The organism is Microbispora sp. NBRC 16548 (assembly GCF_030268985.1).
In the GTDB taxonomy this organism is placed as follows: Bacteria; Actinomycetota; Actinomycetes; order Streptosporangiales; family Streptosporangiaceae; genus Microbispora; species Microbispora catharanthi.
Genome location: NZ_BSSF01000012.1, coordinates 245,209 through 269,183 on the forward strand (window position 1 = coordinate 245,209; position 23,975 = coordinate 269,183).

Sequence of the window (23,975 nt, forward strand, 5' to 3'; positions counted from 1 at the left end):
CTTCTCCCGGCTGGCTGCTCAGGCGAAGCCGGGATTGCGGGCCAGCCAGCTCCGCCGGTGTTCCTCGGACGTGCGGCGTACGGCTGCGGCCACCGGTGCGGGAACATGGTCAGCCGACCACGACTCCAGGGTCTTGAGCATCACGGAGACGAAGACCCGGCCTTCGGGGTTCAGGTCTCCGCTGTCCAGGAGTGTCGTCGCGACCAGCTCGGCGGCCTCCCGCCAGCGGGCGAACTCGAAATGCGCCGCCTCGGCCGCCTCCCCGGCCTGGAGGAAGCGCTGACGGCGCCAGAAGCGGGTGACCCCGAGGAACGCGTAGCTGCCCTGGAGCAGTCCCTCGACCGGCCGCGGGTCCTCGCGCCAGGGCGCGTAGTAGCGGGTGCCGCGATCGGGGCCGACGAGCCGGATGACGTCGAGGACCGCGCACAGCTTGACGTGCTGGATCTCGTGAATGAGCGTCAGCGCGGTCATGAGACGGTCCGGGGTGAGTGACAGCGCGACACAGCCGAACGTCTCCCGGGAGCTCGCGCTGCGCAGCCCGACGGGCACGGGCGTCAACGGGGTGATCGTACTTATCAGCGCCCGGACCTCCTCGGCCTGCGCCGGATGGTGCTCGGCCAGCAGCCTCCACGCGTCCTCCAGCGAACGGCGCCATTCGGTCACGGCGTCGTCGGGCAGCCGTTCCTCCAGGTCCTCGCCGGGCATCCGCGCCGGGTGCAGGTCGTCCAGGAGAAGGGAGACCCCCGTCTCGGGGTCCCCCAGCCCGAGGGTCCGCATGCCGAGCCAGCCGGGAGCGTCACGGGACGCGTCGGCGGGTATCCGGATCCGCTCCTCGCCCACCTCCACCGAGGCCCGGCCGTGCTCGACTGTGACCACGCCGATCTGGTCGGTCACCGCCGAGGCGGTGGAGCCCACCGCCGGGAGGAGAATCCGGCCCTCCGTCGTCGGGACCCGTATTCTGCAGGGCCATCCGGTTCGTACGGCTATCGCGGCGGCCACGGCGGCCAGTTGCCCGGGACGGGTGCCCGGCGCGCCGGCGCGCAGGTCCCGTACGGTGGCCAGCGCCCAGGCCGAGACGGCCGGATTGGAGATCACTTCGGCGGCGACGACGGGGTGACGGCGCTGGAAGAACGTCAGCAGGTCGTACGCCTGGGCCGTGATCACGGCATCCGGGTGATCGGCGCCGCGGGTGAGGCGCGCCACGCCCCATAGGAGGAGCGCCTGCTTGCTGCGCTGCGCCGCGACGAGCTCGCGCAGGATCTCCGGCGTGGAACTCCCCGTAGCGAGGTGCATCAGGGCGTCCTCTGACAGTTCGTGACAGGGAAGGCTCATCTCCACCTCTCCAGGTCGCGTTCCATCGTCCGCCGGATGTGCTCGATCAGGGCACGGAGGTCGGCGCAGTAGACGGACGGGTTCTTGAAGCCGGCGCCCGCGCGGTAGCGGTGCGCGTACAGGCCCGCGCCGCACACGTCCACGACAGGGCAGGCGAGGCACTCGGATGACAGGGCCGACCGTCCGATCTGGCGGGCGGCGAACCCTGGAAGGGAGAGCGCCCGGTCGAGGGGGTCGGTGCGGACGTGCAGACCGGTGACGGTGGCGCCGTCATACGCAACCTTGAGATAGTCGGACTGTTCGATGGAGCCGTCCGTCTCGATGACGAGGACTCCGACGGGCGAAAGCCCGATGCTTTCGATGGTGGACGCGCCGCCCAGGAGCAGGTGCATGATTTCGGCGAACAGCCGGATCGAGGTGCGCGGCCGCCGATACCAGTGGTCGAAGATCTCGATCAGCCAGTCGGCGTAGGGCGTGGACGCGTCGGGCGGCCGCCCCGGCGGCGGATCGGACCAGGTGCCGTGCGGCAGCAGGAAGTCGACGCTCGGCGGCTCGAACTCCAGCAGCGCCTCGTATGTGGCGAGCGGGTCGTTCCTGAGGTCGATCGTGCAGAGCAGGCCGGCGAACAGACGGCTGTGGGCGGCCGTGAGCCGCCGTAACGAGTCGACGACCCGATCGTGGCTCGACCGCCCATCTCTGAACAGCCGATGACGATCGGTGGCGGTGGCGTCGCCGTCCAGGCTCACCCCGATCCGGACGTTCAGCTCATCGAATACGGCAAGGTACTCGTCGGTGAGTCGCAGCCCGTTCGTCTGAACGCTGATGTGCGTCCGGCGGCCCACGCCCTTCCGCAGGATTTCGACCAGCGCCCTTATTCTTTCCGGCCGGGCCAGCAGCGGTTCTCCTCCGTGCAGCACGATCTCAACCGAGGAAAGCCCGTGCGCCCGGGCGTGCTCGCCAATCCGGTCCGCCGTGAGTTTGGCCACCGCCTCCGTCATGCCGATGGGCTGACCCCTCCAGCGGGAATCGTTGAGTTCATACATGTAGCAGTATCTGCAGGCGAGATCGCACCTGCTCTGGATCTTCAACACGAAGATCTGGAAGGGGGTGGGGCGCCAGCCCTCATCATGAAGTCCGGCAACGTCGAGAGTTGCTGGCCATTCCGCGCCCGTGGGGGATGCCGCGAGGTCCACTGCCACCTGTTCGCACGCGTCGGGTCGTCACGCCATGAAGTGCTCGATTTCGCTTCTAATAGTTTACGCCCGACCGCCGAATAAAACATCTTTTTGTTGTTGTGGCCGCATTACCGGGACGAGGCGGCGGTCCCCGGGCGCGGCCGTACGGCCGCCCGCCATGGTCTGGTCGGGCGGCCGCTGGTGGGCCTGTGGGTCAGTCGGCGCGGGCGGAGAGCTCGTCGAAGAGCTCCAGCGCCGCCTGACGAACGTCTGCGGGTGAAATGCCGTCTAGGGTGCTGCGGGCCTGAGCGGCGTCACGGGTCGTGGCGAAGGTGATCGCGACAGACTTGGCGGCGGCGTGACGCAGCGATCCGGTTGGCGCGCTGTCGGCCAGTGCCTCCGCGCTCGCGGCCAGGTCGAGGTTGTCTTTGCCGAACTTAGTGGTCAAAGCGTTCTCCTGGGATGATGGCGGCTTGGCCCATTATCCGCGATGGCCCCCGTGCGCGGTGCGGCACCCCGCGTTGTTCGCGTGTCCCCGTCCTTTTTCGCCGTTCACTCCCCCGATGGGCGTCCGGCGAGGCGGGTCCGTACGACGAGGTCGTGCAGGGCGTCGTGGGCCGACGGGGCGTCCGGCAGCGCGGAGGCGTCCCGGGCGTCCTCCAGGCGGGCGGTGAGCGCGTCGAGGTCGGCCTCGAGCCGTTCCCCGCCGGGCGCGCCGTCCGGCAGCCCGCCGTGCTCGGCCGCCCGCTTGGCCTCCACCAGGCCGGTCAGGTACGGCGGCCCGCCGTCAGGCAGCCCCGCGCGAGGGCGCGCATCTACTCGTGCAGCGGGGAGGCGTGCGCAGCCCGACGACCTCCTCGGCCGGCAGCACGTGCACGCCCCGCAGGTCCACGTCCGAGTCCACCGAGGGGAACCCGTACAGATGCGCGCCGCTCACGGTGGCGAACGCGAGCGGGTGCCGCTCTCCCACGGCCACCTCGGGCAGCCAGGACGGCGGTCACGGCGCCCCTCCTTCGATCATGGTCAAAGAGCCGACCTCCGCACGTCGATCAGGAACTCCTCGACGGCCGCCCGGTCCGGTCGTCCGGGCAGCGCGCTCCCGGGCCGCTCGTCCAGCTCGGCGAGCAGCCGCCCACGCCACTCCAGCACCTCGGGCCAGGGCGTCTCCCCCCGCCGTACGGCGAGCAGCCGGTCGCGGTGGGCGCCCGCCTCGATCAGCGGCTCCCCGTGCCCGGCCAGGTGGGCGGCGCACAGCAGCAGCCGGATCATGTGCATGGCCGTCTTCCAGCGCCTGACGTCGCCGCCCGGCCGGGGCGGGTCCTCCGGCCCGAGACGGCGGAACTGCCGGGCGGCCGATCCCGCGAACGCCCGCTCCGCCTTCCCCGACAGGAACGCGCGGCGCAGCGCCAGCAGCCGCTCGCCCACCGGGGTGACCAGCTCCACCAGTGGCGACCACAGGCACTCCAGCGCGGCCGGATTGCCCTCGAGCGCGAGCACGCAGAACCTCTCGACCTCCCACGAGAACTGCTCGGGCAGCGGCCCCTCCAGGTGGTCCGGCGGCTTGTCGAGCCGCCAGAACAACGGAGTGGGCGTCACGAACACGCCCCGCCTGTCGACGTCCGACTGCTCGGTCTCCAGCCCGTACGCGCGCGAGCCGATGACGACCGACAGGACGGTGCCGCCGGGGGCCGTCGGGGTCATGTCGCCGGATCTTGCCACGAAGGTAGGCTCCCGGTCCGGGACGCGGAAAGGTAGCGATTTAATGGCCGACTTCGGACATGAGCTGTGGTTCGGGGCGTTTCTCACGCCCGACGCGGCGGGGCATCACCGGATCGTCCGGCAGGCCGTGCTGGCCGACGAGATCGGGCTCGACATCATCGGCATCCAGGACCACCCCTACCTGCCGGCGTTCCTCGACACCTGGACGCTGCTGTCCACGCTCGCGGGGCGCACCGAGCGGGTGCGGCTGTTCCCCGACGTGGTGAACCTGCCGCTGCGGCCGCCGGCGGTGCTCGCCAGGGCCGCCGCGTCCCTCGACATCCTGAGCGGGGGCCGGGTCGAGCTGGGGCTCGGCTCCGGGGCGTTCTGGGACGGCATCGCGGCCATGGGCGGCCCGCGCCACAGCCCCGGCGAGGCCGTGGACGCGCTGGAGGAGGCCATCGCGGTCCTCCGCGCGCTGTGGACCCCGGGCGACGAGGGCGTACGGCTCGACGGCAGGCACTACCGGCTGGAGGGCGCGCGGCCGGGGCCGTTCCCCCCGCATCCGATCGGGCTGTGGCTCGGCGCGTACAAGCGGCGCATGCTGGAGCTGACCGGGCGGCTCGGCGACGGGTGGGTGCCCTCCTCCGGGTATGCCGCGCCCGGCGAGCTGGGCGCGATGAGCGCGATCCTGGACGCCGCCGCCGAACGGGCCGGGCGCGAGCCCGCCGGGATCCGCCGCGTCTACAACATCGAGGGCCGGTTCTCCGGCGTCGCCGGGAAGGGGTTCCTGGACGGGCCGCCGGCCCTGTGGGCCGAGCAGCTCACCGAACTCGCGCTCCGCCACGGCACGAGCGTGTTCGTGCTGGCCGTGGACGACGACAGGGACCTCAAGGTCTTCGCCGAAGAGGTCGCCCCCGCCGTACGCGAGGCGGTGTCGCGGGAGCGCGCCCGGGGCCCGCGGGAGGACGCCGACGGCCCGATCGAGCTGGCGAAGGCGACACCGGCGAGGGCGGTGCTCGACGAGGCCACCCGGCCGCGGCTGGCCAAGCGGGACATCGCCGCGCTCCCGCCGCGGCAGCAGGCGAACGGCCGGCGGCTCGTGCTCATCCACGACCACCTGCGCCGGGAGCTGACCCAGATCAGGGACGCCCTGGAGCAGGTCGCCGCGGGACGCTCCGACGCCGCCGCGCTCCGCTCGATGATCAACGAGCTCACCCTGCGGCAGAACTACTGGACGCTCGGCACGTTCTGCGCGTCGTACTGCCGCCTGCTGACCACCCACCACACGATCGAGGACGAGCACATGTTCCCGATGCTGGCGGCGGCGCAGGAGTCGCTGGCACCGGTCGTGGCCCGCCTGGAGCAGGAGCACGAGGTCATCGCCGGTGTGCTGACGGAGCTGGACGCCGCCCTCGTCGCGATGATTCAGGACCCGGACCGGCTCGAGGGCGTGCGCGACCAGGTGGACCTGCTGTCGGACGTGCTGCTGTCGCACCTGCGCTACGAGGAGGAGGAGCTCGTGGAGCCCATCGCCCGCCTCAACCTTGACATTTGAGAACCCAGGACATCTGAGAACTCGAGACAACTGAGAACCCCGGGACAACTGAGAACGGCTCCGAACCCCCGGCGACGGAGTGTTCACGGAGAGACGTGTTTGGCACCAAAGGACGACGCGGTTCTGGGATGATCTCGAGGAAAACCATCGGACGTCGAGAGACCGTGACTGATGCCCCCCATTGACCAAATAACCGCCTTCGCGTCGGCCCATACGGTCGAAACGATCCTCATCAGCGTCATCGCCCTGGTCTTGCTGGTCCTGGCCTTCTTCGCCCTGCGCGCCCTGATCCGCCTGTTCCGCCGCTGGGCGGCCGGCCGGCCCACCGAGGACATTCTGACCATCGTCGCCGCCAGCATCGCCACCGGCGTCTCCGCCCAGGGCATGTGGCGCTTCTCCGGCGACGTCCTCGGGTTCGACGGGCCGCTGCGGCTCCTTCTGTTCGCCTTCATCGAGGTCGCCGTCATCACCAGCGCCGTACGCGCGCGCCGCAACATGCGGGAGAACTACTCGGCCGGCATCGACGGCCTGGCCGTGTGGGTGCTGACGTCCCTGTCGGCCGTCCTGTCGAGCATGGACGCCCGCAGCGTCGCCGAGGCCGTCTTCCGTCTCGCCGCGCCGCTCGTGGCCGCCTGGCTGTGGGAGCGCGGCATGGCCATCGAGCGGGTCCGCATCACCGGCCGGGGCCGCATCAACTGGCGGCTCACCCCCGAGCGCGTGCTGGTCCGGATCGGCCTGGCCGAGGCGAGCGACCGTACGGCGAGCGAGGTGGACGCCCACCGCAGGCTGACCAGGGTGGCGCTGGCCGCCAAGCGGTTCCGCGCGCTGCGCGAGGCCGGGGCGTCCGACCGCAAGCTGCGCGCCGCGATGGCGAGGCTCGACAAGGCGATGGACCAGGCGGTGGAGTACACCGGCTTGGCCGTGGACGAGAAGCGGCAGGAGGCCCTGCTGTCCCAGATCGGCGCGCTCTACAACACCTCCGCGCTGATCGACCTCGCTCCGCCGGTCCCCTGGGCGCCCGAGCCCGTGCAGCCCGCTCCCCCGGCGCTGCCCGCCGCGGCCATCGCCGAGCTGATCGACGACGAGGAGGAGGACGTCCCGGCCGAGCCGGCGCCGCCCGTCGTCGACACCGCCCTGCGCGCGGCCCAGTTCCGGGCCGCCCGGCAGTACTGGGACCAGCAGATCGCGCGCAAGTACGTCCCCCGCGCCACCGACATCGCCCAGGAGGTGGGCATCCCGCTCCTCGCGGCGAAGGAGTGGCGAGCGCTGTGGAAGCTCGAACCCCAGGCGTACGCGCTGATCGAGGCGGCGTACCGGGAGCACGGGATCGTCGACACCGGCACGTTCCCGGCCATCGAGGTGCCCGAGCGCGAGCGTGTGCTCGTCGTGAACGGCTCCGCATCGGGAGCGGCCGCGCACGGCTCCTGACGGGGAGCCCGCCCGGCTTCACCGACGGGAACGGGGCGGCGGGACCGGACGGACCGGTCCCGCCGCCCTGTACGAGCCGGGATTTCACGTCGGCGACGCCATGGCCTGTTCACGACGCGCGACGGCCGGCATCAGGGTGAAGGCGAACACCGCGCACAGGATGCCTGTCGCGGCGCAGGCCCACCACAACATCCCAGCCTGGAACAGTACGGCGCCGACGGCCGGGCCGGCGAAGCGGGCGATGGCGGTGGTCCAGCCGTACAGGGCTTGGTAGGTGCCGTGGGCTCCCTCAGGTGTGAGGTCGGCGATCAGCGCCGCCTCGAAGCCCGCCATGCCGATCTCGCCCATCGACCACAGCACCACCGTGGCCACGTAGTGCCAGGGCTGGCTGGCCACGCCGGTCAGGGCCAGGCCGAGAGCCACCACGGTCATGGACAGGCCGAGGACCGGCAGCCTGGGCAGATGCGACAGCCATGAGACGAGCAGCGGCTGGAAGATCACCACGATGGCGCCGTTGACGGTGACGAGCAGCCCGTACAGGGTGGCCGGGAGCCCGTCGGCGGCCAGCGCCAGGGGCAGCGCGTAGGCGGCCTGGGCGTAAAGGATCAGGCCGATCAGCAGGAAGACGAGCGCTGCCGTCAGCACCCGATCACGTGCCGCGATCGCGTAGCCGTGGCGGGCGGGATGGGCGCTCGCGGTGTCGTGGCCGCGGGGGACACCGACGGCCACGATCACGGCGAAGGCGAGGCTGGTGGTCACGTCCAGAATGACCAGGAGCCAGAAGCCGTGGGCGAGCAGGAGTCCGGCGATGGCGCCCGCGGCGGCGGTGCCCACGTTGACCGCCCAGTGCATGAGCCCGAACGCCTTCGGCCGCAGGTGCGGCGGAGTGGTCTCGGCGACCAGCGCCGAGGCGGCGGGCCGGTAGACGTCGCCGGCCAGTCCCATGGTCAGGGCGGCGGTCATCAGCCAGGGCAGGTCGCCGGCCGCCGCGATGAGGATCACGCAGGTCGCGGTGGCGACCAGGCCGCCGATCAGGGTGGCGCGGCGGCCGAAGCGGTCGGCCAGGTAGCCGCCCAGTGGCTGCCCGCCCAGACCACCCAGCCCGTAGGCGGAGACGACGGCGGCGATCTGGGCGGCCGCGTAGCCTCGGCCGGTCAGGTACGACACCAGGAACGGCAGCACGACCCCGCCGAACCTGTTGACCAACTGACCGGAGAACAGCAGCCAGAACACCTTGGGCAGCCCCTGGAACACGGTGGGGCGGGCGGGAGCCGTGATCGTCATGAGGGCATGGTGTGGTGACGCGGGCCGCCCGGCGAGACATTCGGCCTGCGCCGAATCAATCGCCCAGCAGGGCGTTGGCGCGGGGTGTGCGGACGTAGAGGACGGCCCGGCCGACGCGGTGCTTGGTCACCAGACCGGCCGACAGCAGCAGGGTGAGCTGTTCTGAGACGCTCGCGGGGGCCAGGCCGGTGCGGCGGGACAGGTCGGTGGTGGAGGCGGGGGCGTCGAGCTCACCGAGCAGCAGTGCGCGGGACCGGCCGATGACGGCGGCCAGCGCGTCGGGGGCGGGCGCGGCGCCGCGTTCCCACAGGGTGGCGATGGCACGCACCGGATAGGTGATGGCCGCCTGGCCGGGGGAGTCGGTGCGGTAGAGCAGTTTGGGCCAGACGAAGACGGACGGGGCCAGCAGCAGGCCCTCGCCGTTCAGCGTGCGGGACAGCTCCTCCGGACGCTCCCCCAGGTAGAGAGTGCGATCTTCCCAGCGGATGGCCGGGTGCATGTCCGCGAACACCCCGGCAGGGCCGCGTTCGGCGAACTGCCGGGCGCGGTAGAGCAGGTCGCCTTCGAGCAGGTTGCGCATGCGCGCCCAGTGCGGTGCCATGGCGAGCCGCCAGTAGGCCTCGATGGCGCGCACCAGCCGGTCGAGGCCTGGGGCCGGATCCCGGTACAGCTCCACGGCACAGCCGGTCAGCGAGCCGGGAGTCTCGTCGGCCATGCGGCCGAGGTCCGTGCGGATGACCTCGTGGGGGGTGGCGCGCAGGACCGCCAGTTCGCCGGCCAGGTCCGGGGTCGGGCTGGTGGGGACGGGGCACAGGAAGTCGGGGATGTACGGGCCGCCGGGGACGAGGTCGAGCAGGGGGGCCAGATCATCGCCGAGTTGGGGGCGGACCTGCTTGAACCACGGCAGATGCAGGACGCGCCCGGCGGGGGTGCGCAGCGCGTGGATGCCGGTGGAGACCTCCCTGAGCGGGGAGTACGCGAACCTGATCGAGGTCAGGTCGTAGGCGGAGAACGCCACGGTGAGCATGCCGCCAGGGACTCCTTGGATTCGGCTGCGGCCGAATGTATCGCAGGGGCCTGCGATCAGGCCACACCATGGAGCCCGCAACGACGTGCCCGACCGTAGGAGCTCTCGATGCGCCACTCGACCGACCACTAGGAGAACACCATGCGCAAGGTCGTGCTCTACCACCTGATGTCGCTCGACGGCGTCGCCTACGAAGACGGCGACTGGCTCGCCGACGACGGCCCCCAGCTGGTCGCCTACCTCAGCCGGGTCATCGCCACCCAGGACGACGTCCTGCTGGGACGCGGGACCTACGACTACTGGGCCGGGCACTGGCCCAAGTCGGACTTCCAGCCGTTCGCCGACTTCGTCAACGGCACCCGCAAGCACGTGGTCACCTCCAGCGCGCCCACCCAGGAATGGGCGAACTCCACCCTGGTCACCACCCCCGCGCACGACTACGTGACCGACCTGAAGCAGGGATCCGGCGGCGACATCGGCATCCACGGCAGCATCGAACTGGCCCGCTCACTGCTGCGGGCCGGGCTCGTCGACGAACTACGGCTGGTCGTCGCGCCGTCGGTGGTCGGCCGCGGCAGGCGGGTGTTCGAGGGCGACGACGTCCAGTCGTGGAAGCTGCTCGAGGTCGGACGGGGCAAGAACGGCACGTTGTTCCTGGACTACAGCCGCTGAGACATCGTCCACGGACCACCATGACCCCGGAACGCCGTCATTGCCGTGCACACGCTGTGGGGGCGACACCGTTCCCGACCGGGTCGTCTGCCCCCTGTGCCGGGCCTTCCCATGGTTCCAGCGCGGCCGGCTTCTGGTCGCCGCCCGGAGGACGAGGGTGGCGGGGTCGCTTTCCCGGCATAGCGGGGCAAGGACACTCCTACTTTCCCGTGACATCGCGGGCGCGGGGGCGGACGTCCTCTCCTGCGGCGGCCACACCGTCACGCGTTGGGAGGAGCTCATGGAGATCTCGGGGGACGGCGCGGGAAACCGCGTGGCCCGGCTCGCGGGTGGGCGGGACCAGGTGGGGCGGGCGCGCAGGCTCGTGTCGGCCGCGCTCGGGCGCGGCCATCCCCGGCATGACGACTGCGTACTGCTGACCAGCGAGATCGCGACGAACGCGGTCGTCCACTCCCGTTCCGGGGACGGCGGCACCTTCACCGTCACCGTCTCGTGCCTGCCCGACCGCGTGCGGGTCTGCGTGGAGGACGACGGCTCCGCCGGGCCGCCGTGCGCCGGTCATCCGCTCCCCAACGGGTCGAGCCAGGGCGGTCGCGGCCTGCCGCTGCTGGACCTGCTGGCCGACCGGTGGGGGCTGGTCCGCGAGGCCGGCCGCAACGCGGTGTGGTTCGAGTTCTGGTCCGATGGCGACCGGCGGGCCGCCGCGCTCGCCCGTCGCCGACCGGCCGCATGGGTGGGGCCGGCGGTCGCGGCGCGCGGCTCGGCCGGCGCGACCTCCGGCTGACCCGATCCTCCCGGGCCTCCCGGCCGGGGGCGGCCCTCCGGACGCCGGGCGGGGAGCCGTGGCGCCCAGATACGGGCCGCGATACGGCATCGGTGCCTGTTTCGGTGGTACTACACCGACGTCGGGTGATTCTGAAGGCAAGGAAGGGGCAAAACCAACTTAATAAATCGGGAAAGTAGGAGGACTCCCATGGCCCTGCCCGACTTCCTGGTCATCGGGGCGCCGAAGGCCGGCACCACTGCCCTGCACGCTGCGCTGGCCCGCCATCCGCGGCTGTTCATGTCTCCCGTCAAGGAGCCGAAGTTCTTCCTCACCGACGGCCCGCCTCCGGCGAAGGGCGGGCCGGGGGACGCGGAGACCTACCGCGAGCACGTGTGGCGGCGCGCCGACTACGAGGCGCTGTTCGCGGACGCGGCGCCCGGGGCGCTGCGCGGCGAGTCCACCCCCTTCTACCTGTACGACCGCGCGGCCCAGCGGCGGATCCGGGAGGCGATCCCGGACGCGAAGCTCATCGTCTCGCTGCGCGACCCCGTGGAGCGCGCGCACTCCAACTGGACCCACCTGTGGTCGGCCGGCCTGGAGCCGATCGGCGACGTCATCGAGGCGTGCGCGGCCGAGAAGCGGCGGATCGCCGAGGGCTGGTCGCCGTTCTGGCACTACGTCGGCCTCGGCCGGTACGGCGAGCAGCTCGCGCACCTGTTCGCCTTGTTCCCCCGCGAGCAGGTGCTGGTCTTCCGCTACCGGGACCTCGTGGACCGCCCCGCCGCCACGCTCGATCGCATCTGCGCGTTCCTCGGGGTGGAGCAGGGGCTGGTCGGCGAGGTGCCCAGGGAGAACGTCACGGCCCATCCACGGCACAGCCGCGGGCACCGGATCCTGGCCCGGCTCGCCCGGCTCGGCGATCCGGTGCTGGGCCAGCGGCTCACCGCACCGCTGGAACGGGTGCTACAGCGCGACGGGCAGCCCCGGCGGCCGCTCACCTGGGCACAGCGCCAGGAGCTGCTCGCCTACTTCGCCGCCGACATCGCGCTGCTGCGCGACCTGCTCGGCAGCGACTCCTTCGGCGAGGACTTCGGCGACTGGCTGCGCCCCCGGGAGCGGTCGGGCGGCCTGGTCGGAGCCCGGCCGTCCGGCCAGCGGCAGGCCCGCAACGGCCGCGCCAGAAGCGCCTCCGACCCGGCCGCCCGGCCGCCGGGCATGGACGGCCCTCCGGGAGGCGATCCCATCGGGGCGTGACCTCCCACTCGGGCCCCGCCCGCCGCCGCCTGTGCCACCCGGCTCCCGCTCTGCCACCGCGGATGTTCACGGCGATGTCCACTCCTGGCGCCGGAATCGCTCCCGGGGCGGTCAGCGCAGCTCGGTGCGCAACTCGTGGCCCCCGTCGGCGCGGGTCAGCTCGTAGTACAGGCGGTGGCCCCCCGCCACGGGCACGATCGACAGGTAGCGCAGTCCTCCCCCGGCGTGCTCCGACTGGGCGACGGGGGCGGTTCCGGTGGCGGTGAGCGTGGACGGGTCGGGGCCGATGGCCACGCCGGTGCGCTCCTCGTAGTTCTCCTCCGCCGACGCGCGGCCGTCGTAGTACGCGATGACGGTCTCGCCGCTGAACGTGACCGCGCTCACCCGCACGCCACGCGAGTCCCACTCGCCCGGCCGCCGGTCGAGCGCGGTCCCCTGCCAGGTCCACTCGACGCCGTCGGTGCTGGTGGCGTAGTCGGTCACCATCTGGTCGGCCTCGTCGGGGTCCTCCAGGGGGTGGCAGGACGCCCACAGGTGCCACACTCCGCCGTGATGGAGGATCACGGGGTCCTTGACGCCGGTCTTGAGGTCGCCGGGCAGCACCACCCGCGCGTCGGCGGGGTCGAACTCCGCCGGCCCGGCGGCCTCGATCATCTCGACCCGCCAGTGCTTGGTGCCGTACGTGGCGCAGCTCAGGTACAGGCGCCACCTGCCCTCCGGCGTCACCACGAGCGTCGGGCGCTCCAGCGACTCGGTCTTCATCTCCTCCTTGGTGATCGTGAGGATCTTCTCGAACCGCTCGCCGTCGGCGGAGCGGGCGATCTCCACGGCGTACCCGCGCCCATCACCGAGCGGCCGGCGCAGCCGGTAGGCCAGGTAGATCCATCCGTCCCTGCTCACGGCGCTGGGCGCGCCCGCCCAGAATCCGGGCCCGTCTCCGGGCGGAGGAACCGCGACGACTGACCGTTCCGGCTTCGGTGCGAACACGTCTCTTCTCCGTAGTGAGCGACGACGGTGGGCGGGGCCGGCTCAGCACCGGCCCCTCTTGGCTGTAGTGAATTACCAGCGGCCCGGCGGGAGGCCAAGTGTCCTCGCCATCGGACGACCATGTCTATACAAAACCCGCTTGCTTTGCGGGTTTTGTCAGGATAGGGCAGACCTGCTCCTGCCCGCGCCCCCTACCTGCGCGAAAGTCGGGTGAACCCGGAACGGGGCGGCGGCGTATCTCCGGGCGTAAGGGCATGCCGACACAGTTCTGACCACTCTCAGGAGGCCCCATGCGGGCACGTATCGTCACGCTCTGCGCCGCGCCGCTCGCGCTGGCGCTGGTCGGAGCGGCACCGGCCCATCCCGCTTCGTCCCCCTACGCCTCCCGCTCCGGGCAGGGCTCCGGCCCCCAGGTGCACCCGGCCGCGAACCGGTCCGCGAACACGGCGCACACGCCCGCCCGGTTCGCCGAGGTCGACCTGGTCTCCGACGTGGCGGGCAGGGCGGCCCTCACCGATCCCGAACTGGTCAACGCCTGGGGGCTCGCGATGGGCGCCGCCCTCTGGGTGTCCGACGCGGGGACCGGCACGGCGACCGTCTACACCGGAGGCGCGGGGACGGCCAGGAAGGCCCCCACCACCGTGACGATCCCCGGCGGCACCCCGACCGGCCAGGTGGCGTACACGGGCGACGCCTTCACGATCAAGGGAAAGGCCGGCGCCGCGCCCGCCTCGTTCATCTTCTCCAGCCCGAGCGGCGCCATCACCGCCTGGAGCGCCAAGGCCGATCCGCGCAACGCGGTCATCGCCGCGTTCACCCGCGGCGCCGACTACAAGGGCCTGGCGCTGATGAACACCGACCGGGGCACGTTCCTGCTCGCGCCGTCCTTCTCCCACGGCGCCGTCCACGTCTTCGACGACGACTTCCGGCGGGTGCGGTTGTCGCTCCGCCAGTTCCGCGACCCGTTCCTGCCCGCGCACTACTCCCCCTTCAACGTCGAGATCGCCGGAACCTCGGTTCTCGTCGCGTACGCCAAGCGGGACCCCGAGACCGGCAGGCCGGTGGCGGGCCGGGGCAACGGATTCGTCAGCCGCTTCACCCCGAGCGGCCGCTTCGTGCGGCGCCTCGCCTCCCGCGGCCCGCTGAACGCGCCGTGGGCGATGACGCTCGCCCCCGCCGGGTTCGGCGCGTACGCCGGTGCGCTGCTGGTGGGCAACTTCGGCGACGGATGGATCAACGCGTACAACCCGAGGACGGGTCGCTACCTCGGCCCGCTGCGCGGGGCGGACGGCAGGGCGATCGCCGTCGAGGGGCTGTGGGACCTCGAACCCGGCACGGCGGGCAACGGCGGCACCGACGCGGTGTGGTTCTCGGCCGGCATCTCAGGCGCGCGGCACGGCCTGCTCGGCCTGATCCGCCCGGCCACGGCCGCGGGCACCGCCTCGCCCACTCCGACGTCCACGCCGTCGTCCACGGCCACGACTTCGGCCAGACCGGCGCCGTCACACTCCCACTCGTCCGGCGGCTACGGCTACTGATCGGCTATTGATACGTGCAGCTCACCGCGATCGGCCGCGGGACACGCCCACCCGAGGCCGGTCGCCCCTACCTGGGAACGGTATGACTGTAGTCATGGACAAGGCAGACATCGGAGTGACGGGCCTGGCGACCATGGGTCGCAACCTCGCCCGGAACTTCGCCCACCACGGTCACGTGGTCGCGGTGCACAACCGCACGGAGAGCCGTACGACCCGGTTCATGGAGGAGCACCGCGACGAGGGCGCGTTCCTTCCGGCCGGCACGATCGAGGAGTTCGTGGCCTCCCTCGAACGGCCCCGCAAAGCGATCATCATGGTCAAGGCCGGGGCGCCCACCGACGCCGTGATCGAGGAGCTCGCCGCCGTCATGGAGCCGGGCGACATGATCATCGACGGCGGCAACGCCCACTACATGGACACCCGCCGCCGGGAGGCCGCGCTGCGCGAGCGGGGCATCCACTTCGTCGGCACCGGCATCTCGGGCGGCGAGGAGGGCGCGCTCAACGGCCCGAGCATCATGCCCGGCGGCGACGCCGAGGCGTACAAGACCCTCGGCCCCCTGCTCGAGGACATCGCGGCGAAGGTCGACGGGGTGCCGTGCTGCGTGCACGTGGGCCCCGACGGCGCCGGCCACTTCGTCAAGATGGTGCACAACGGCATCGAGTACGCCGACATGCAGCTCATCGCGGAGTCGTACGACCTGCTCCGGCAGGCCCTCGGGCTGACCCCGCAGGAGCTGTCCGACGTCTTCCGCGAGTGGAACCGGGGCGACCTGGAGTCGTACCTCATCGAGATCACCGCCGAGGTGCTCGGCCACACCGACCCCGCCACGGGCAAGCCGTTCGTGGACGTCGTGCAGGACCAGGCCGAGCAGAAGGGCACCGGCCGCTGGACCGTGCAGAGCGCCCTCGACCTCGGCGTCCCGGTCACGGGCATCGCCGAGGCGGTGTTCGCCCGGGCGTTGTCGGGTCACCCCGAGCAGCGGGCCGCCGCCCGCTCGCTCACCGGCCCCTCGGGCATGGCCGGCGACTCCGGCCTCGTCGAGGACGTGCGGCGGGCGCTGTACGCCTCCAAGATCGTGGCGTACGCCCAGGGGTTCGACCAGATGGCCGCCGCGAGCGCGGAGTACGGCTGGAACCTGAACCTGGGCGCGATGGCCACGATCTGGCGCGGCGGCTGCATCATCAGGGCGCGCTTCCTCGACCGGATCCGGGCGGCGTACGACGCGGACCCGAACCTGCCGACGCTGCTGGTGGACCCGACGTTCGCCCAGGCGCTGGAGGAGGCCCAGGAGTCGTGGCGGCGGGTCGTGGCGACGGCGGCGACGATCGGGGTGCCGACGCCCGGCTTCTCCTCGGCGCTCGCCTACTACGACGGGCTGCGCCGCGACCGGCTGCCTGCGGCGCTGCTGCAGGGGTTGCGCGACTTCTTCGGCGCGCACACCTACCGCCGGGTCGACCGGGAGGGCTCCTTCCACACCGACTGGTCGGCTGACCGGGCCGAGCGGCCCGCCTGACCGGCCCGGAAAACGCGGTACGGCGCACGCCCGCGCGGGGGCGTGCGCCGTACCGGCTCCGAATCAGGTCACTCGAAGGCGGCGGCCGCCAACGGCTCCGCCTTCTCGCCGTCGGCGGCGCCGGGAGCGCCGCTGCGCAGCGGGACGTGCTTGATGAAGGCGGCGATCACCGGGACCAACGCGGCGAACAGGACCGACCACAGGAAGACCGTGCCGATCGTGCTGGCGAGCGCCTCCAGGAAGCCCGTCTTGACCGGCGGCGGAAGCTGCTCGAGGACCTTCCGGTCGATCTGACCGCCACCGGAGCCGAGCAGGGTGGCCGCCTTGGCGCCGAACCTGGTGGTGATCTCGTCGGCCAACCGGTTGTTGAAGATGGCGCCGAACAGCGAGATGCCGAACGAACCGCCGATGGAGCGGAAGAACGTGGAGGCGCTGCTGGCCACGCCGATGTCCTTCTGCTCGACGCTGTTCTGTGCGATCAGCATGGTCGTCTGCATCAGGAAGCCCATGCCCAGGCCGAGGACGGCGATGTAGACGCCGGTCCGCCAGGCGGGGGTGTGGACGTCCTGCGTCGACAGCAGCCACACGCCGATGGCCATGACCACGCCGCCGATCACCGGGAAGCTCTTGTACTTCCCGGTCTTCGTGATCGCCCTGCCGACGAACAGCGACACGACCATGGACGAGGCCATCATCGGGAGCAGGAGCAGCCCGGAGTTGGTGGCCGTGGAGCCCTGCACGATCTGCTGGAACATCGGCAGGAAGGTGATCGCGCCGAACATCGCGAAGCCGAGCAGGAAGCCGAGCACGTTGATCAGCGTGAAGTTGCGGTTGGCGAACACGTGCAGCGGCAGGATCGGCTCGGCCGCCCGCCGTTCGATGGGGATGAACACGGCCAGCGCGACGACCGCCAGAGCGGCCAGTCCCAGGATCTGCCACGAGCCCCACGGGTATCCGTGCTTCTGGCCGCCCCACGAGGTGATCAGCACGATCGCGGTGATCGCCACGGTGAGGATGGCCGCGCCGAGCCAGTCGATGCGGTGCTCGGTGCGGTGCCTGGGCAGGTGCAGCTTGAGGATCAGCCAGATCAGCGCCACGCCGCCGAGCGGGAGGTTCACGTAGAAGGCCCAGCGCCAGTTCAGGTTGTCGGTGATGAAACCGCCGACGAGAGGCCCCGCGATCATGGCGAGCGACATGATGGCCGCCATGATGCCCTGGTACTGACCACGCTCACGGGGCGGGACCAGGTCCCCGATGATCGACATCACCCCGACGATGAGCCCGCCGGCGCCGAGGCCCTGCAGCGCGCGGAAGGCGATCAGCTCGATCATGCCGTCGCCGGTGCCGCCGAACAGCGACGAGCCGGCCATGCCGCACAGCGCGGAGCCGACCAGGAAGATGGCGATCGAGCTCAGGAAGATGTTCTTGCGGCCGTACAGGTCGCCGAGCTTGCCCCAGATCGGCGTCGAGACCGTGGTGCCCAGCACGTACGCGGTGGTGACCCAGGTGAAGTAGTCCAGGCCCTGAAGCTCCCCGACGATCCTCGGCATCGCCGTGCCGACGATCATGTTGTCCAGCATCGCCAGCATCATCGCCAGCATGAGACCGGGTAAGACGATCATCACTTCCCGGGACCGGCCGGGCGCGGCCGCGGTCTCCGTGGTCATGGGTGCCCCCTTGAAACGAATTTACTTACTTGCCGACAGGCTAGTGCCCGAGGCACGGTATTGTCCTTACTTGCCGGCCGTCAAGTTATTTGGGGACAGCAGGGAATGGGTGCTCATACCGACACACGCAGCCGCATCCAGGAGGTCGCGATCAGGCTCTTCACCGAGCAGGGGTACGAGGCGACGTCGCTCCGGGAGATAGCCGAGGCCCTCGGCGTGACCAAAGCGGCACTCTACTACCACTTCCGCACCAAGGAGGACATCGTCGCCAGCCTGATCGAAGACCGCGTCAAGGCACTGGACGAGCTGATCGCGTGGGCGAACGGGCACCCCCGCACCGCGGAGACCCGCGGGGAGGTCATCCGCCGCTATTCCGCCCAGATGACCAGCGGACGCCACCACGAGGTCATGCAGTTCATGGACCGCAACAAGACGGCGCTGCAGGGCCATGCCAAGGTCGACCTGATGCGCGAGCGCATGGGCGAGCTGATGCAGACGCTGTGTGAGCCGGAGGACCCGCTGCCGGTCAGGCTGAGGCGCTCGATGGCGCTGTTCGCGATGCACGCGGCCTGGTTCTTCATCCGCGACGAGTCGGCGACCGAGGAGGAGCGGGCCGCGGCGGGACTGCAGGTCGCCCTGGAATTGGCCGAGGGCTCGGACGGTTGATCCCCCTCTGATGGGAAGGTGAACGACCATGCTTTTCGGACAGGAACACGTCAAGCGCTACATCGAGACCGACGGCGAGGAAGGCCACGACTGGGAGGGCACCACGGTGGCCATCCTCACCACCAAGGGCCGTAAGTCGGGCCGGCCCCGCAGCACCCCGCTGATCTACCAGCCGTACGGCGACGCCTACCTGGTGGTCGCCTCCAAGGGCGGGGCCGACGAGCACCCGCTGTGGTACCTCAACCTCCAGGCCGAGCCCGAGGTGGAGTTCCAGATCAAGGGGGACAGGTTCAAGGCGCGCGCCCGTACGGCGACCTCCGAGGAACGACCGGACATGTGGCGGACGATGGCCGCGACCTGGCCCGCGTACGACGAGTACGCCACCAAGACCGATCGGGAGATCCCGGTCGTCGTCATCGAACGCGTGTAGGAACACGGGGGGCGCGCCGGGCACGGGCGGTCAGGAACCCGCCGGCCCCCGGCTCGCCCCGTCGTCCGCACGCGGCGCTTCGTCGGCGGCGTCCGCGGCAGCCGGACCGTCTGGGCGGCCCGCCGCCCCCAGCGAACCCAGTGACTCGTGCGGCCGTCGGCGGTATCTTTCCCGCATGATCCTCAGTGACGGGGGAGGCTCTGTGAGCGACGGCCGCACCGCCGAAATCATGATCGCCGAGGCCCGGAAGGCCTTGTGGGTCATGGTCGGCTTCCTGGCGCTGATCTGGGTCGTGCAGGTGGCCAACTGGGCCTCGGGCTACTCGCTCAGCTACAGCTACGGCATCAGGCCCTGGGACGTCGAGCGGCTGCCCGGGATCGTCTCCGCGCCGCTCCTTCACTGGAGCTGGGAGCACATCGAGGGCAACTCCGGGCCGCTGTTCATCTTCGGGTTCCTCGCGGCCTACCGGGGCGTACGGCGCTTCCTCGGGGTGACCGGGCTGATCGCCGTCGCCAGCGGGCTCGGCTCGTGGTTCACCGCCGACTCCTCCACGGTCGGCGCGGGCGCGAGCGGGCTGGTGTTCGGCTACTTCGGGTACGTGCTCGTGCGCGGAGCCTTCGACCGGCACCTGATCGACATCGTCATCGGCCTGGTCATGGGCCTGTGCTTCGCCTACCAGTTCGCCGGGCTGCTGCCGGCCGAGGGCATCGGCTGGCAGGCCCACGTCTTCGGCTTCGCGGGCGGCATCCTCGGCGGCTACCTGTTCCGCGACCGGCGGGCCAAGGGCACGGCCGGGAGTGCGCCTCCCGGCAGTGCCGCTCCGCCCGATTCCCGGTCCGCCCTGCTCAAGGAGATCGAGGACCTCGGCCTGTAGGCCCCATGCCTGTGCGCGGTTCGCAGGTCACCCGCGGGGAGATTCCTGCTTCGATCGCGGGCCGGGACCTGCTCTCCGTGGGGGCATCGCGGAGAGCGGTGTCGTCTCCCCGGAGGACTTGATCGCCTATACCCGGAGCAACGTCTGCTGATCGGGCCGCTGTGCGTGTCTGTCCGCAACGGCACGTAATCAGGGCTCGGGATGCTCGGGCGGGTGGCAGGGGATGCTGGCGGTGAGCGCGAACCCGCCCTCGGCGGTCGGGCCGAACGTGAGCCGCCCGCCCACCAGGGCGACGCGTTCGCGCAGGCCGGGCAGTCCGTAGCCGCCCCCCGCGTCGGCGGGCACCCGGACCGGCACGGCCCGGCTCTTGCCGCTGTTGACCACCGACACGTTCAGCACGCCGCCGTGGGCCTCGCAGACCACCTGCACGTCGGCCCCCGGCGCGTGTTTGCGCACGTTGTTGAGGCCCTCCTGGACGACGCGGTAGCAGGCGTGGCCGGCCTGCCTCGACAGCGTCTCCTCCGGCACGTCGTAGTGCAGGGCGACGCGCAGGCCGGTGGCCCTGCTCTCCTCGACCAGGCGCGGTATCCCCTCGACGCTCTCCGCCGAGGGCGGCAGGTCCCTTCGCCGCAGCGCCGTGAGCAGCTCGCGCAGCTCGGTCAGCGCCCGCACGCCCTTGTCCTCGATGTTCCTGGCCAGTTTGCGGATCTCGTCGAGCTCGTCGGCGTCCTGGATGAGGCCGGCGTTCAGGACCATCACGGTGACCGCGTGCGTCACCGTGTCGTGCAGCTCACCGGCGATGCGGCGGCGTTCCTGAGCGGCGGCGCGCTCCTCGCGCGCCCGCACGCCCGCCCGCAGCTCCCGGATCATCGAGCGGTAGCGCCACACCCACGTGCCCACCAGCGCGGGCAGGAAGATCAGCGTGACCGCCCGCACCGTCACGGCGACGGGCAGCCGATCGGTGTAGGGGCTCGCGTAGTCGGCCAGCGCGTAGACGCCCGCGAGCGCGGCGGTCACCCACGGCCATCGGCGCACCGTGTTCTGCGCCGTCATCGAGTACGCCGCCAGCATCAGCGGCATCGTCTGGCCCGCGAGCAGGGCGCAGGCGACGGTGGCCACGATCATCGGCCAGGCCGCACTGCGCCGGACCAGCATGGACGCGGCCGCCGCGCCGACCGCGGCGATCTGCGCCCACCACGGCACGGCGAGGAACGGCAGGGCCGGGAAGGAGCGGCCGAACATCACCGCCGGCACCGCGAAGGCGAGGACGGCGACGGCGAGCAGCACGTCGGCCGCCGCTTCCCGGCGCGCCGCGAGCCCGGCCCACTTCTCCCCCATACCGCTAGTTTGTGGGTTTGACCTGCGGATTCGTGCAGCGCCACGCCCCTTTGACGTAGCTGTGCCACACCTTGCCGTACGTCGGGCCGGTCGAAACAGTCGTGCGTCTTGGGCAGGATAAGAGGCGTGAGCGAAAGCATGAGCCTCCTCCGCCGTCTTCCGTCCGGCTCAGCATCCGGCGCCGACCCGGACGCGCTGTTCGACGCGTTCGTGTCGTGGAACGCCGATCGCGGGCTCACGCTCTACCCCGCGCAGGAGGAGGCGCTGATCGAGGTCGTCTCCGGCAACAACGTGATCGTGGCCACGCCCACGGGCTCGGGCAAGAGCCTGATCGCCGCCGGGGCGCACTTCGCGGCGCTGGCCCGGGACGAGATCAGCTTCTACACCGCGCCGATCAAGGCGCTGGTGTCGGAGAAGTTCTTCGACCTGTGCGCGCTGTTCGGCACCGAGAACGTCGGCATGATGACCGGCGACGCCACCGTGAACGCCGACGCGCCCGTCATCTGCTGCACCGCCGAGATCCTCGCCCAGATCGCGCTGCGCGACGGCGCGGACGCCGACGTCGGCACCGTGATCATGGACGAGTTCCACTTCTACGCCGAGCCCGACCGCGGCTGGGCCTGGCAGGTGCCGCTGCTTGAGCTGCCGCAGGCGCAGTTCGTGCTGATGTCGGCCACGCTCGGCGACGTCGAGCGCTTCCAGACCGACCTCACCCGCCGCACCGGCCGCCCCACCAGCGTGGTCAAGCACGCCGAGCGCCCGGTGCCGCTGATCTACTCCTACCGGACCACTCCCCTGCACGAGACGCTGGAGGAGCTGCTGTCCACCCAGCAGGCCCCGGTTTACGTCGTGCACTTCACGCAGGCCGCGGCGATGGAGCGCGCCCAGGCGCTCATGAGCATCAACATGTGCACCAAGGCCGAGAAGGAACAGATCGCCGCCCTGATCGGCAACTTCCGGTTCACCACCCGGTTCGGCCGGGCCCTGTCCCGGCTCGTACGGCACGGCATCGGCGTGCACCACGCGGGCATGCTGCCGAAGTACCGCCGCCTGGTGGAGCGCCTCGCGCAGGCGGGGCTGCTGAAGGTCATCTGCGGCACCGACACGCTCGGCGTGGGGGTCAACGTCCCGATCCGCACCGTGTTGTTCACCGCGCTGTCGAAGTTCGACGGCACGAAGGTGCGGCGGCTGCGGGCGCGGGAGTTCCACCAGATCGCCGGGCGGGCCGGCCGGGCGGGCTTCGACACGGTCGGCTACGTCGTCTGCCAGGCCCCCGACCACGTCATCGAGAACGAGCGGGCACTGGCGAAGATCGGCGACGATCCCAAGCGGCGCCGCGGCTACGCGCGCAAGAAGCCGCCGGAGGGGTTCGTCGGCTGGAGCGAGGACACGTTCGAGAAGCTCCAGACGGCCGAGCCCGAACCGCTGACCTCCCGCTTCAAGGTCAGCAACGCCATGCTGCTGTCGATCATCAATCGTCCCGGCGACTGCTTCCAGGCGATGAAGCGTCTGCTGACCGACAACCACGAGGACCGCAAGGCGCAGCGCCGCCACATCAGCCACGCCATCGCGATCTACCGCTCGCTGCTGGCCGGCGGCATCGTGGAGAAGCTCACCGAGCCCGACGAGCACGGCCGGATGGCCCGGCTCACCGTTGACCTGCAGGAGGACTTCGCGCTCAACCAGGCGCTGGCCACGTTCGCGCTGGCGAGCTTCGAGCTGCTCGACCGCGAGTCCCCGACGTACGCGCTGGACCTGGTCTCCATCGTCGAGTCGACGCTGGACGACCCCCGGCAGATCCTGCACGCCCAGCTCAACAAGGCCAGGGCCGAGGCGGTCGCGCAGATGAAGGCCGACGGCATCGAGTACGAGGAGCGGATGGAGCGCCTCGCGGAGATCACCCACCCGATGCCGCTGGCCGACCTGCTCTTCGGCGCGTACGAGACCTACCGGCGCGGGCACCCCTGGGTCGGCGACCACGTCGTGAGCCCCAAGACGATCGTGCGCGACATGTACGAGAGGGCGATGACCTTCACCGAGTACATCCAGTTCTACGAGCTGGCCCGCTCGGAGGGCACGGTGCTGCGCTACCTGGCCGACGCGTACCGCACGCTGTCGAAGACGGTGCCCGAGCACCTGAAGACCGACGACCTCGTGGACCTCATCGAATGGCTGGGCGAACTGGTGCGCCAGGTCGACTCCAGCCTCATCGACGAGTGGGAGAAGCTGGCCAACCCGGCCGAGGCGCTGGCCGCCGGGCAGGAGCAGCTGGAGACCCGGACCCGCCCGGTCACCGCCAACGCCCGCGCCTTCCGGGTGCTGGTCCGCAACGCGATGTTCCGGATGGTGGAGCTCGCCGCGCTGGACCGCGAGGAGGAGCTGGTCGAGCTCTACCCGGACGTCGACTGGGGCGCGGGCCTGGACGCCTACTACGAGGAGCACGACGAGATCCTCACCGGCCCGGCCGCCCGCGGCCCGGCCCTCCTGCTCATCGAGGAGGAGAAGGAGCTGTGGCGGGTGCGTCAGATCATCGACGACCCGGCCGGCAACCACGACTGGGGCATCGGCGCCGAGGTGGACCTGGCCGCCTCCGACGAGGAGGGCCACGCCGTCCTCCACGTCACCGGCCTCACCCGCCTCTAGATGATTGATTCCAAGGGCTGAGGTTCGCGAACTGCCTGCGGACATGAAGCGAGGGTGTCCAAGATCGATTTGTGACGAAAGACCTAGACACCCTCGCCACCGCACTGTACGTGAAGATCGAC

22 protein-coding genes are annotated in these 23,975 nt (G+C 71.1%); 11 read left to right on the forward strand and 11 right to left on the reverse strand.

What is annotated here, in order from left to right; genetic code table 11:
• Positions 1-18: 18 nt before the first annotated feature.
• From QSK36_RS30655 to QSK36_RS30680, 6 genes are all read right to left on the reverse strand, one after another.
• Positions 19-1,293, reverse strand: coding sequence for an HEXXH motif domain-containing protein (locus tag QSK36_RS30655; protein ID WP_285784763.1), 1,275 nt, complete (start codon positions 1,291-1,293; stop codon positions 19-21).
• A 35-nt stretch (positions 1,294-1,328) separates the two neighbouring features.
• Entirely contained in the window at positions 1,329-2,531 is a 1,203-nt protein-coding gene (locus QSK36_RS30660) for an FxsB family cyclophane-forming radical SAM/SPASM peptide maturase (protein ID WP_352241179.1), read from the reverse strand.
• A 190-nt stretch (positions 2,532-2,721) separates the two neighbouring features.
• Complete coding sequence (locus QSK36_RS30665; protein ID WP_183536898.1) at positions 2,722-2,955, reverse strand: hypothetical protein; 234 nt, start codon at positions 2,953-2,955, stop codon at positions 2,722-2,724.
• A gap of 104 nt (positions 2,956-3,059) precedes the next feature.
• A complete protein-coding gene (locus QSK36_RS30670; RefSeq protein ID WP_285784765.1) occupies positions 3,060-3,266 on the reverse strand; it encodes a hypothetical protein in 207 nt (68 codons plus the stop codon).
• Between the two features lie 28 nt (positions 3,267-3,294).
• Positions 3,295-3,477, reverse strand: coding sequence for a DNA polymerase beta superfamily protein (locus tag QSK36_RS30675; RefSeq protein WP_285784766.1), 183 nt, complete (start codon positions 3,475-3,477; stop codon positions 3,295-3,297).
• Positions 3,478-3,530: 53 nt separating this feature from the next.
• Complete coding sequence (locus tag QSK36_RS30680) at positions 3,531-4,208, reverse strand: nucleotidyltransferase domain-containing protein (protein WP_285784767.1); 678 nt, start codon at positions 4,206-4,208, stop codon at positions 3,531-3,533.
• 61 nt (positions 4,209-4,269) lie between these two features.
• Between QSK36_RS30680 and QSK36_RS30685 the strand changes: the two genes are divergently transcribed.
• Positions 4,270-5,763 (forward strand): LLM class flavin-dependent oxidoreductase, encoded by a 1,494-nt coding sequence (locus QSK36_RS30685; protein ID WP_183536896.1) that lies wholly within the window; start codon positions 4,270-4,272, stop codon positions 5,761-5,763.
• 171 nt (positions 5,764-5,934) lie between these two features.
• Entirely contained in the window at positions 5,935-7,191 is a 1,257-nt protein-coding gene (locus QSK36_RS30690) for a hypothetical protein (RefSeq protein WP_285784768.1), read from the forward strand.
• Positions 7,192-7,275: 84 nt separating this feature from the next.
• Here the strand turns inward: QSK36_RS30690 and QSK36_RS30695 are convergent, their stop codons facing one another.
• Both QSK36_RS30695 and QSK36_RS30700 read right to left on the reverse strand, forming a co-directional pair.
• Complete coding sequence (locus QSK36_RS30695) at positions 7,276-8,475, reverse strand: MFS transporter (RefSeq protein WP_285784769.1); 1,200 nt, start codon at positions 8,473-8,475, stop codon at positions 7,276-7,278.
• Between the two features lie 55 nt (positions 8,476-8,530).
• Positions 8,531-9,502 carry an ArsR/SmtB family transcription factor gene (locus QSK36_RS30700; RefSeq protein WP_285784770.1) on the reverse strand — a complete coding sequence of 324 codons (972 nt, stop codon included), beginning with the start codon at positions 9,500-9,502 and terminating at the stop codon, positions 8,531-8,533.
• A gap of 141 nt (positions 9,503-9,643) precedes the next feature.
• Between QSK36_RS30700 and QSK36_RS30705 the strand changes: the two genes are divergently transcribed.
• From QSK36_RS30705 to QSK36_RS30715, 3 genes are all read left to right on the forward strand, one after another.
• Complete coding sequence (locus QSK36_RS30705) at positions 9,644-10,174, forward strand: dihydrofolate reductase family protein (RefSeq protein ID WP_285784771.1); 531 nt, start codon at positions 9,644-9,646, stop codon at positions 10,172-10,174.
• A 280-nt stretch (positions 10,175-10,454) separates the two neighbouring features.
• Complete coding sequence (locus QSK36_RS30710) at positions 10,455-10,958, forward strand: ATP-binding protein (RefSeq protein ID WP_183536890.1); 504 nt, start codon at positions 10,455-10,457, stop codon at positions 10,956-10,958.
• Between the two features lie 189 nt (positions 10,959-11,147).
• A complete protein-coding gene (locus tag QSK36_RS30715; RefSeq protein WP_285784772.1) occupies positions 11,148-12,194 on the forward strand; it encodes a sulfotransferase family protein in 1,047 nt (348 codons plus the stop codon).
• 111 nt (positions 12,195-12,305) lie between these two features.
• On the opposite strand, the gene QSK36_RS30720 is transcribed toward QSK36_RS30715, so the two are convergent.
• Entirely contained in the window at positions 12,306-13,181 is an 876-nt protein-coding gene (locus tag QSK36_RS30720; protein ID WP_285784773.1) for a glycoside hydrolase family 32 protein, read from the reverse strand.
• Between the two features lie 290 nt (positions 13,182-13,471).
• On the opposite strand from QSK36_RS30720, the gene QSK36_RS30725 reads away from it, so the two are divergent.
• On the forward strand, positions 13,472-14,719 hold the full coding sequence (locus tag QSK36_RS30725) for a TIGR03118 family protein (RefSeq protein WP_285784774.1): 1,248 nt from the start codon (positions 13,472-13,474) through the stop codon (positions 14,717-14,719).
• 94 nt (positions 14,720-14,813) lie between these two features.
• A complete protein-coding gene (gnd, locus tag QSK36_RS30730) occupies positions 14,814-16,235 on the forward strand; it encodes an NADP-dependent phosphogluconate dehydrogenase (protein WP_285784775.1) in 1,422 nt (473 codons plus the stop codon).
• Between the two features lie 68 nt (positions 16,236-16,303).
• Here gnd and QSK36_RS30735 read toward each other — a convergent pair whose 3' ends face one another.
• A complete protein-coding gene (locus QSK36_RS30735; protein ID WP_183536885.1) occupies positions 16,304-17,902 on the reverse strand; it encodes an MDR family MFS transporter in 1,599 nt (532 codons plus the stop codon).
• Between the two features lie 105 nt (positions 17,903-18,007).
• On the opposite strand from QSK36_RS30735, the gene QSK36_RS30740 reads away from it, so the two are divergent.
• From QSK36_RS30740 to QSK36_RS30750, 3 genes are all read left to right on the forward strand, one after another.
• Positions 18,008-18,568 carry a TetR/AcrR family transcriptional regulator gene (locus QSK36_RS30740; protein ID WP_183536883.1) on the forward strand — a complete coding sequence of 187 codons (561 nt, stop codon included), beginning with the start codon at positions 18,008-18,010 and terminating at the stop codon, positions 18,566-18,568.
• A 28-nt stretch (positions 18,569-18,596) separates the two neighbouring features.
• A complete protein-coding gene (locus QSK36_RS30745; RefSeq protein WP_285784776.1) occupies positions 18,597-18,998 on the forward strand; it encodes a nitroreductase family deazaflavin-dependent oxidoreductase in 402 nt (133 codons plus the stop codon).
• A gap of 175 nt (positions 18,999-19,173) precedes the next feature.
• Positions 19,174-19,872, forward strand: a complete 699-nt coding sequence (locus QSK36_RS30750) for a rhomboid family intramembrane serine protease (protein WP_285784777.1) — start codon at positions 19,174-19,176, stop codon at positions 19,870-19,872.
• Positions 19,873-20,061: 189 nt separating this feature from the next.
• Here the strand turns inward: QSK36_RS30750 and QSK36_RS30755 are convergent, their stop codons facing one another.
• Entirely contained in the window at positions 20,062-21,210 is a 1,149-nt protein-coding gene (locus tag QSK36_RS30755; RefSeq protein ID WP_285784778.1) for a sensor histidine kinase, read from the reverse strand.
• A gap of 138 nt (positions 21,211-21,348) precedes the next feature.
• Here QSK36_RS30755 and QSK36_RS30760 point away from each other — a divergent pair, with 138 nt between their 5' ends.
• The gene (locus QSK36_RS30760; protein ID WP_183537488.1) at positions 21,349-23,853 is read left to right on the forward strand and encodes a DEAD/DEAH box helicase; all 2,505 of its coding nucleotides are present in this window, start codon (positions 21,349-21,351) and stop codon (positions 23,851-23,853) included.
• Positions 23,854-23,975 lie beyond the last annotated feature (122 nt).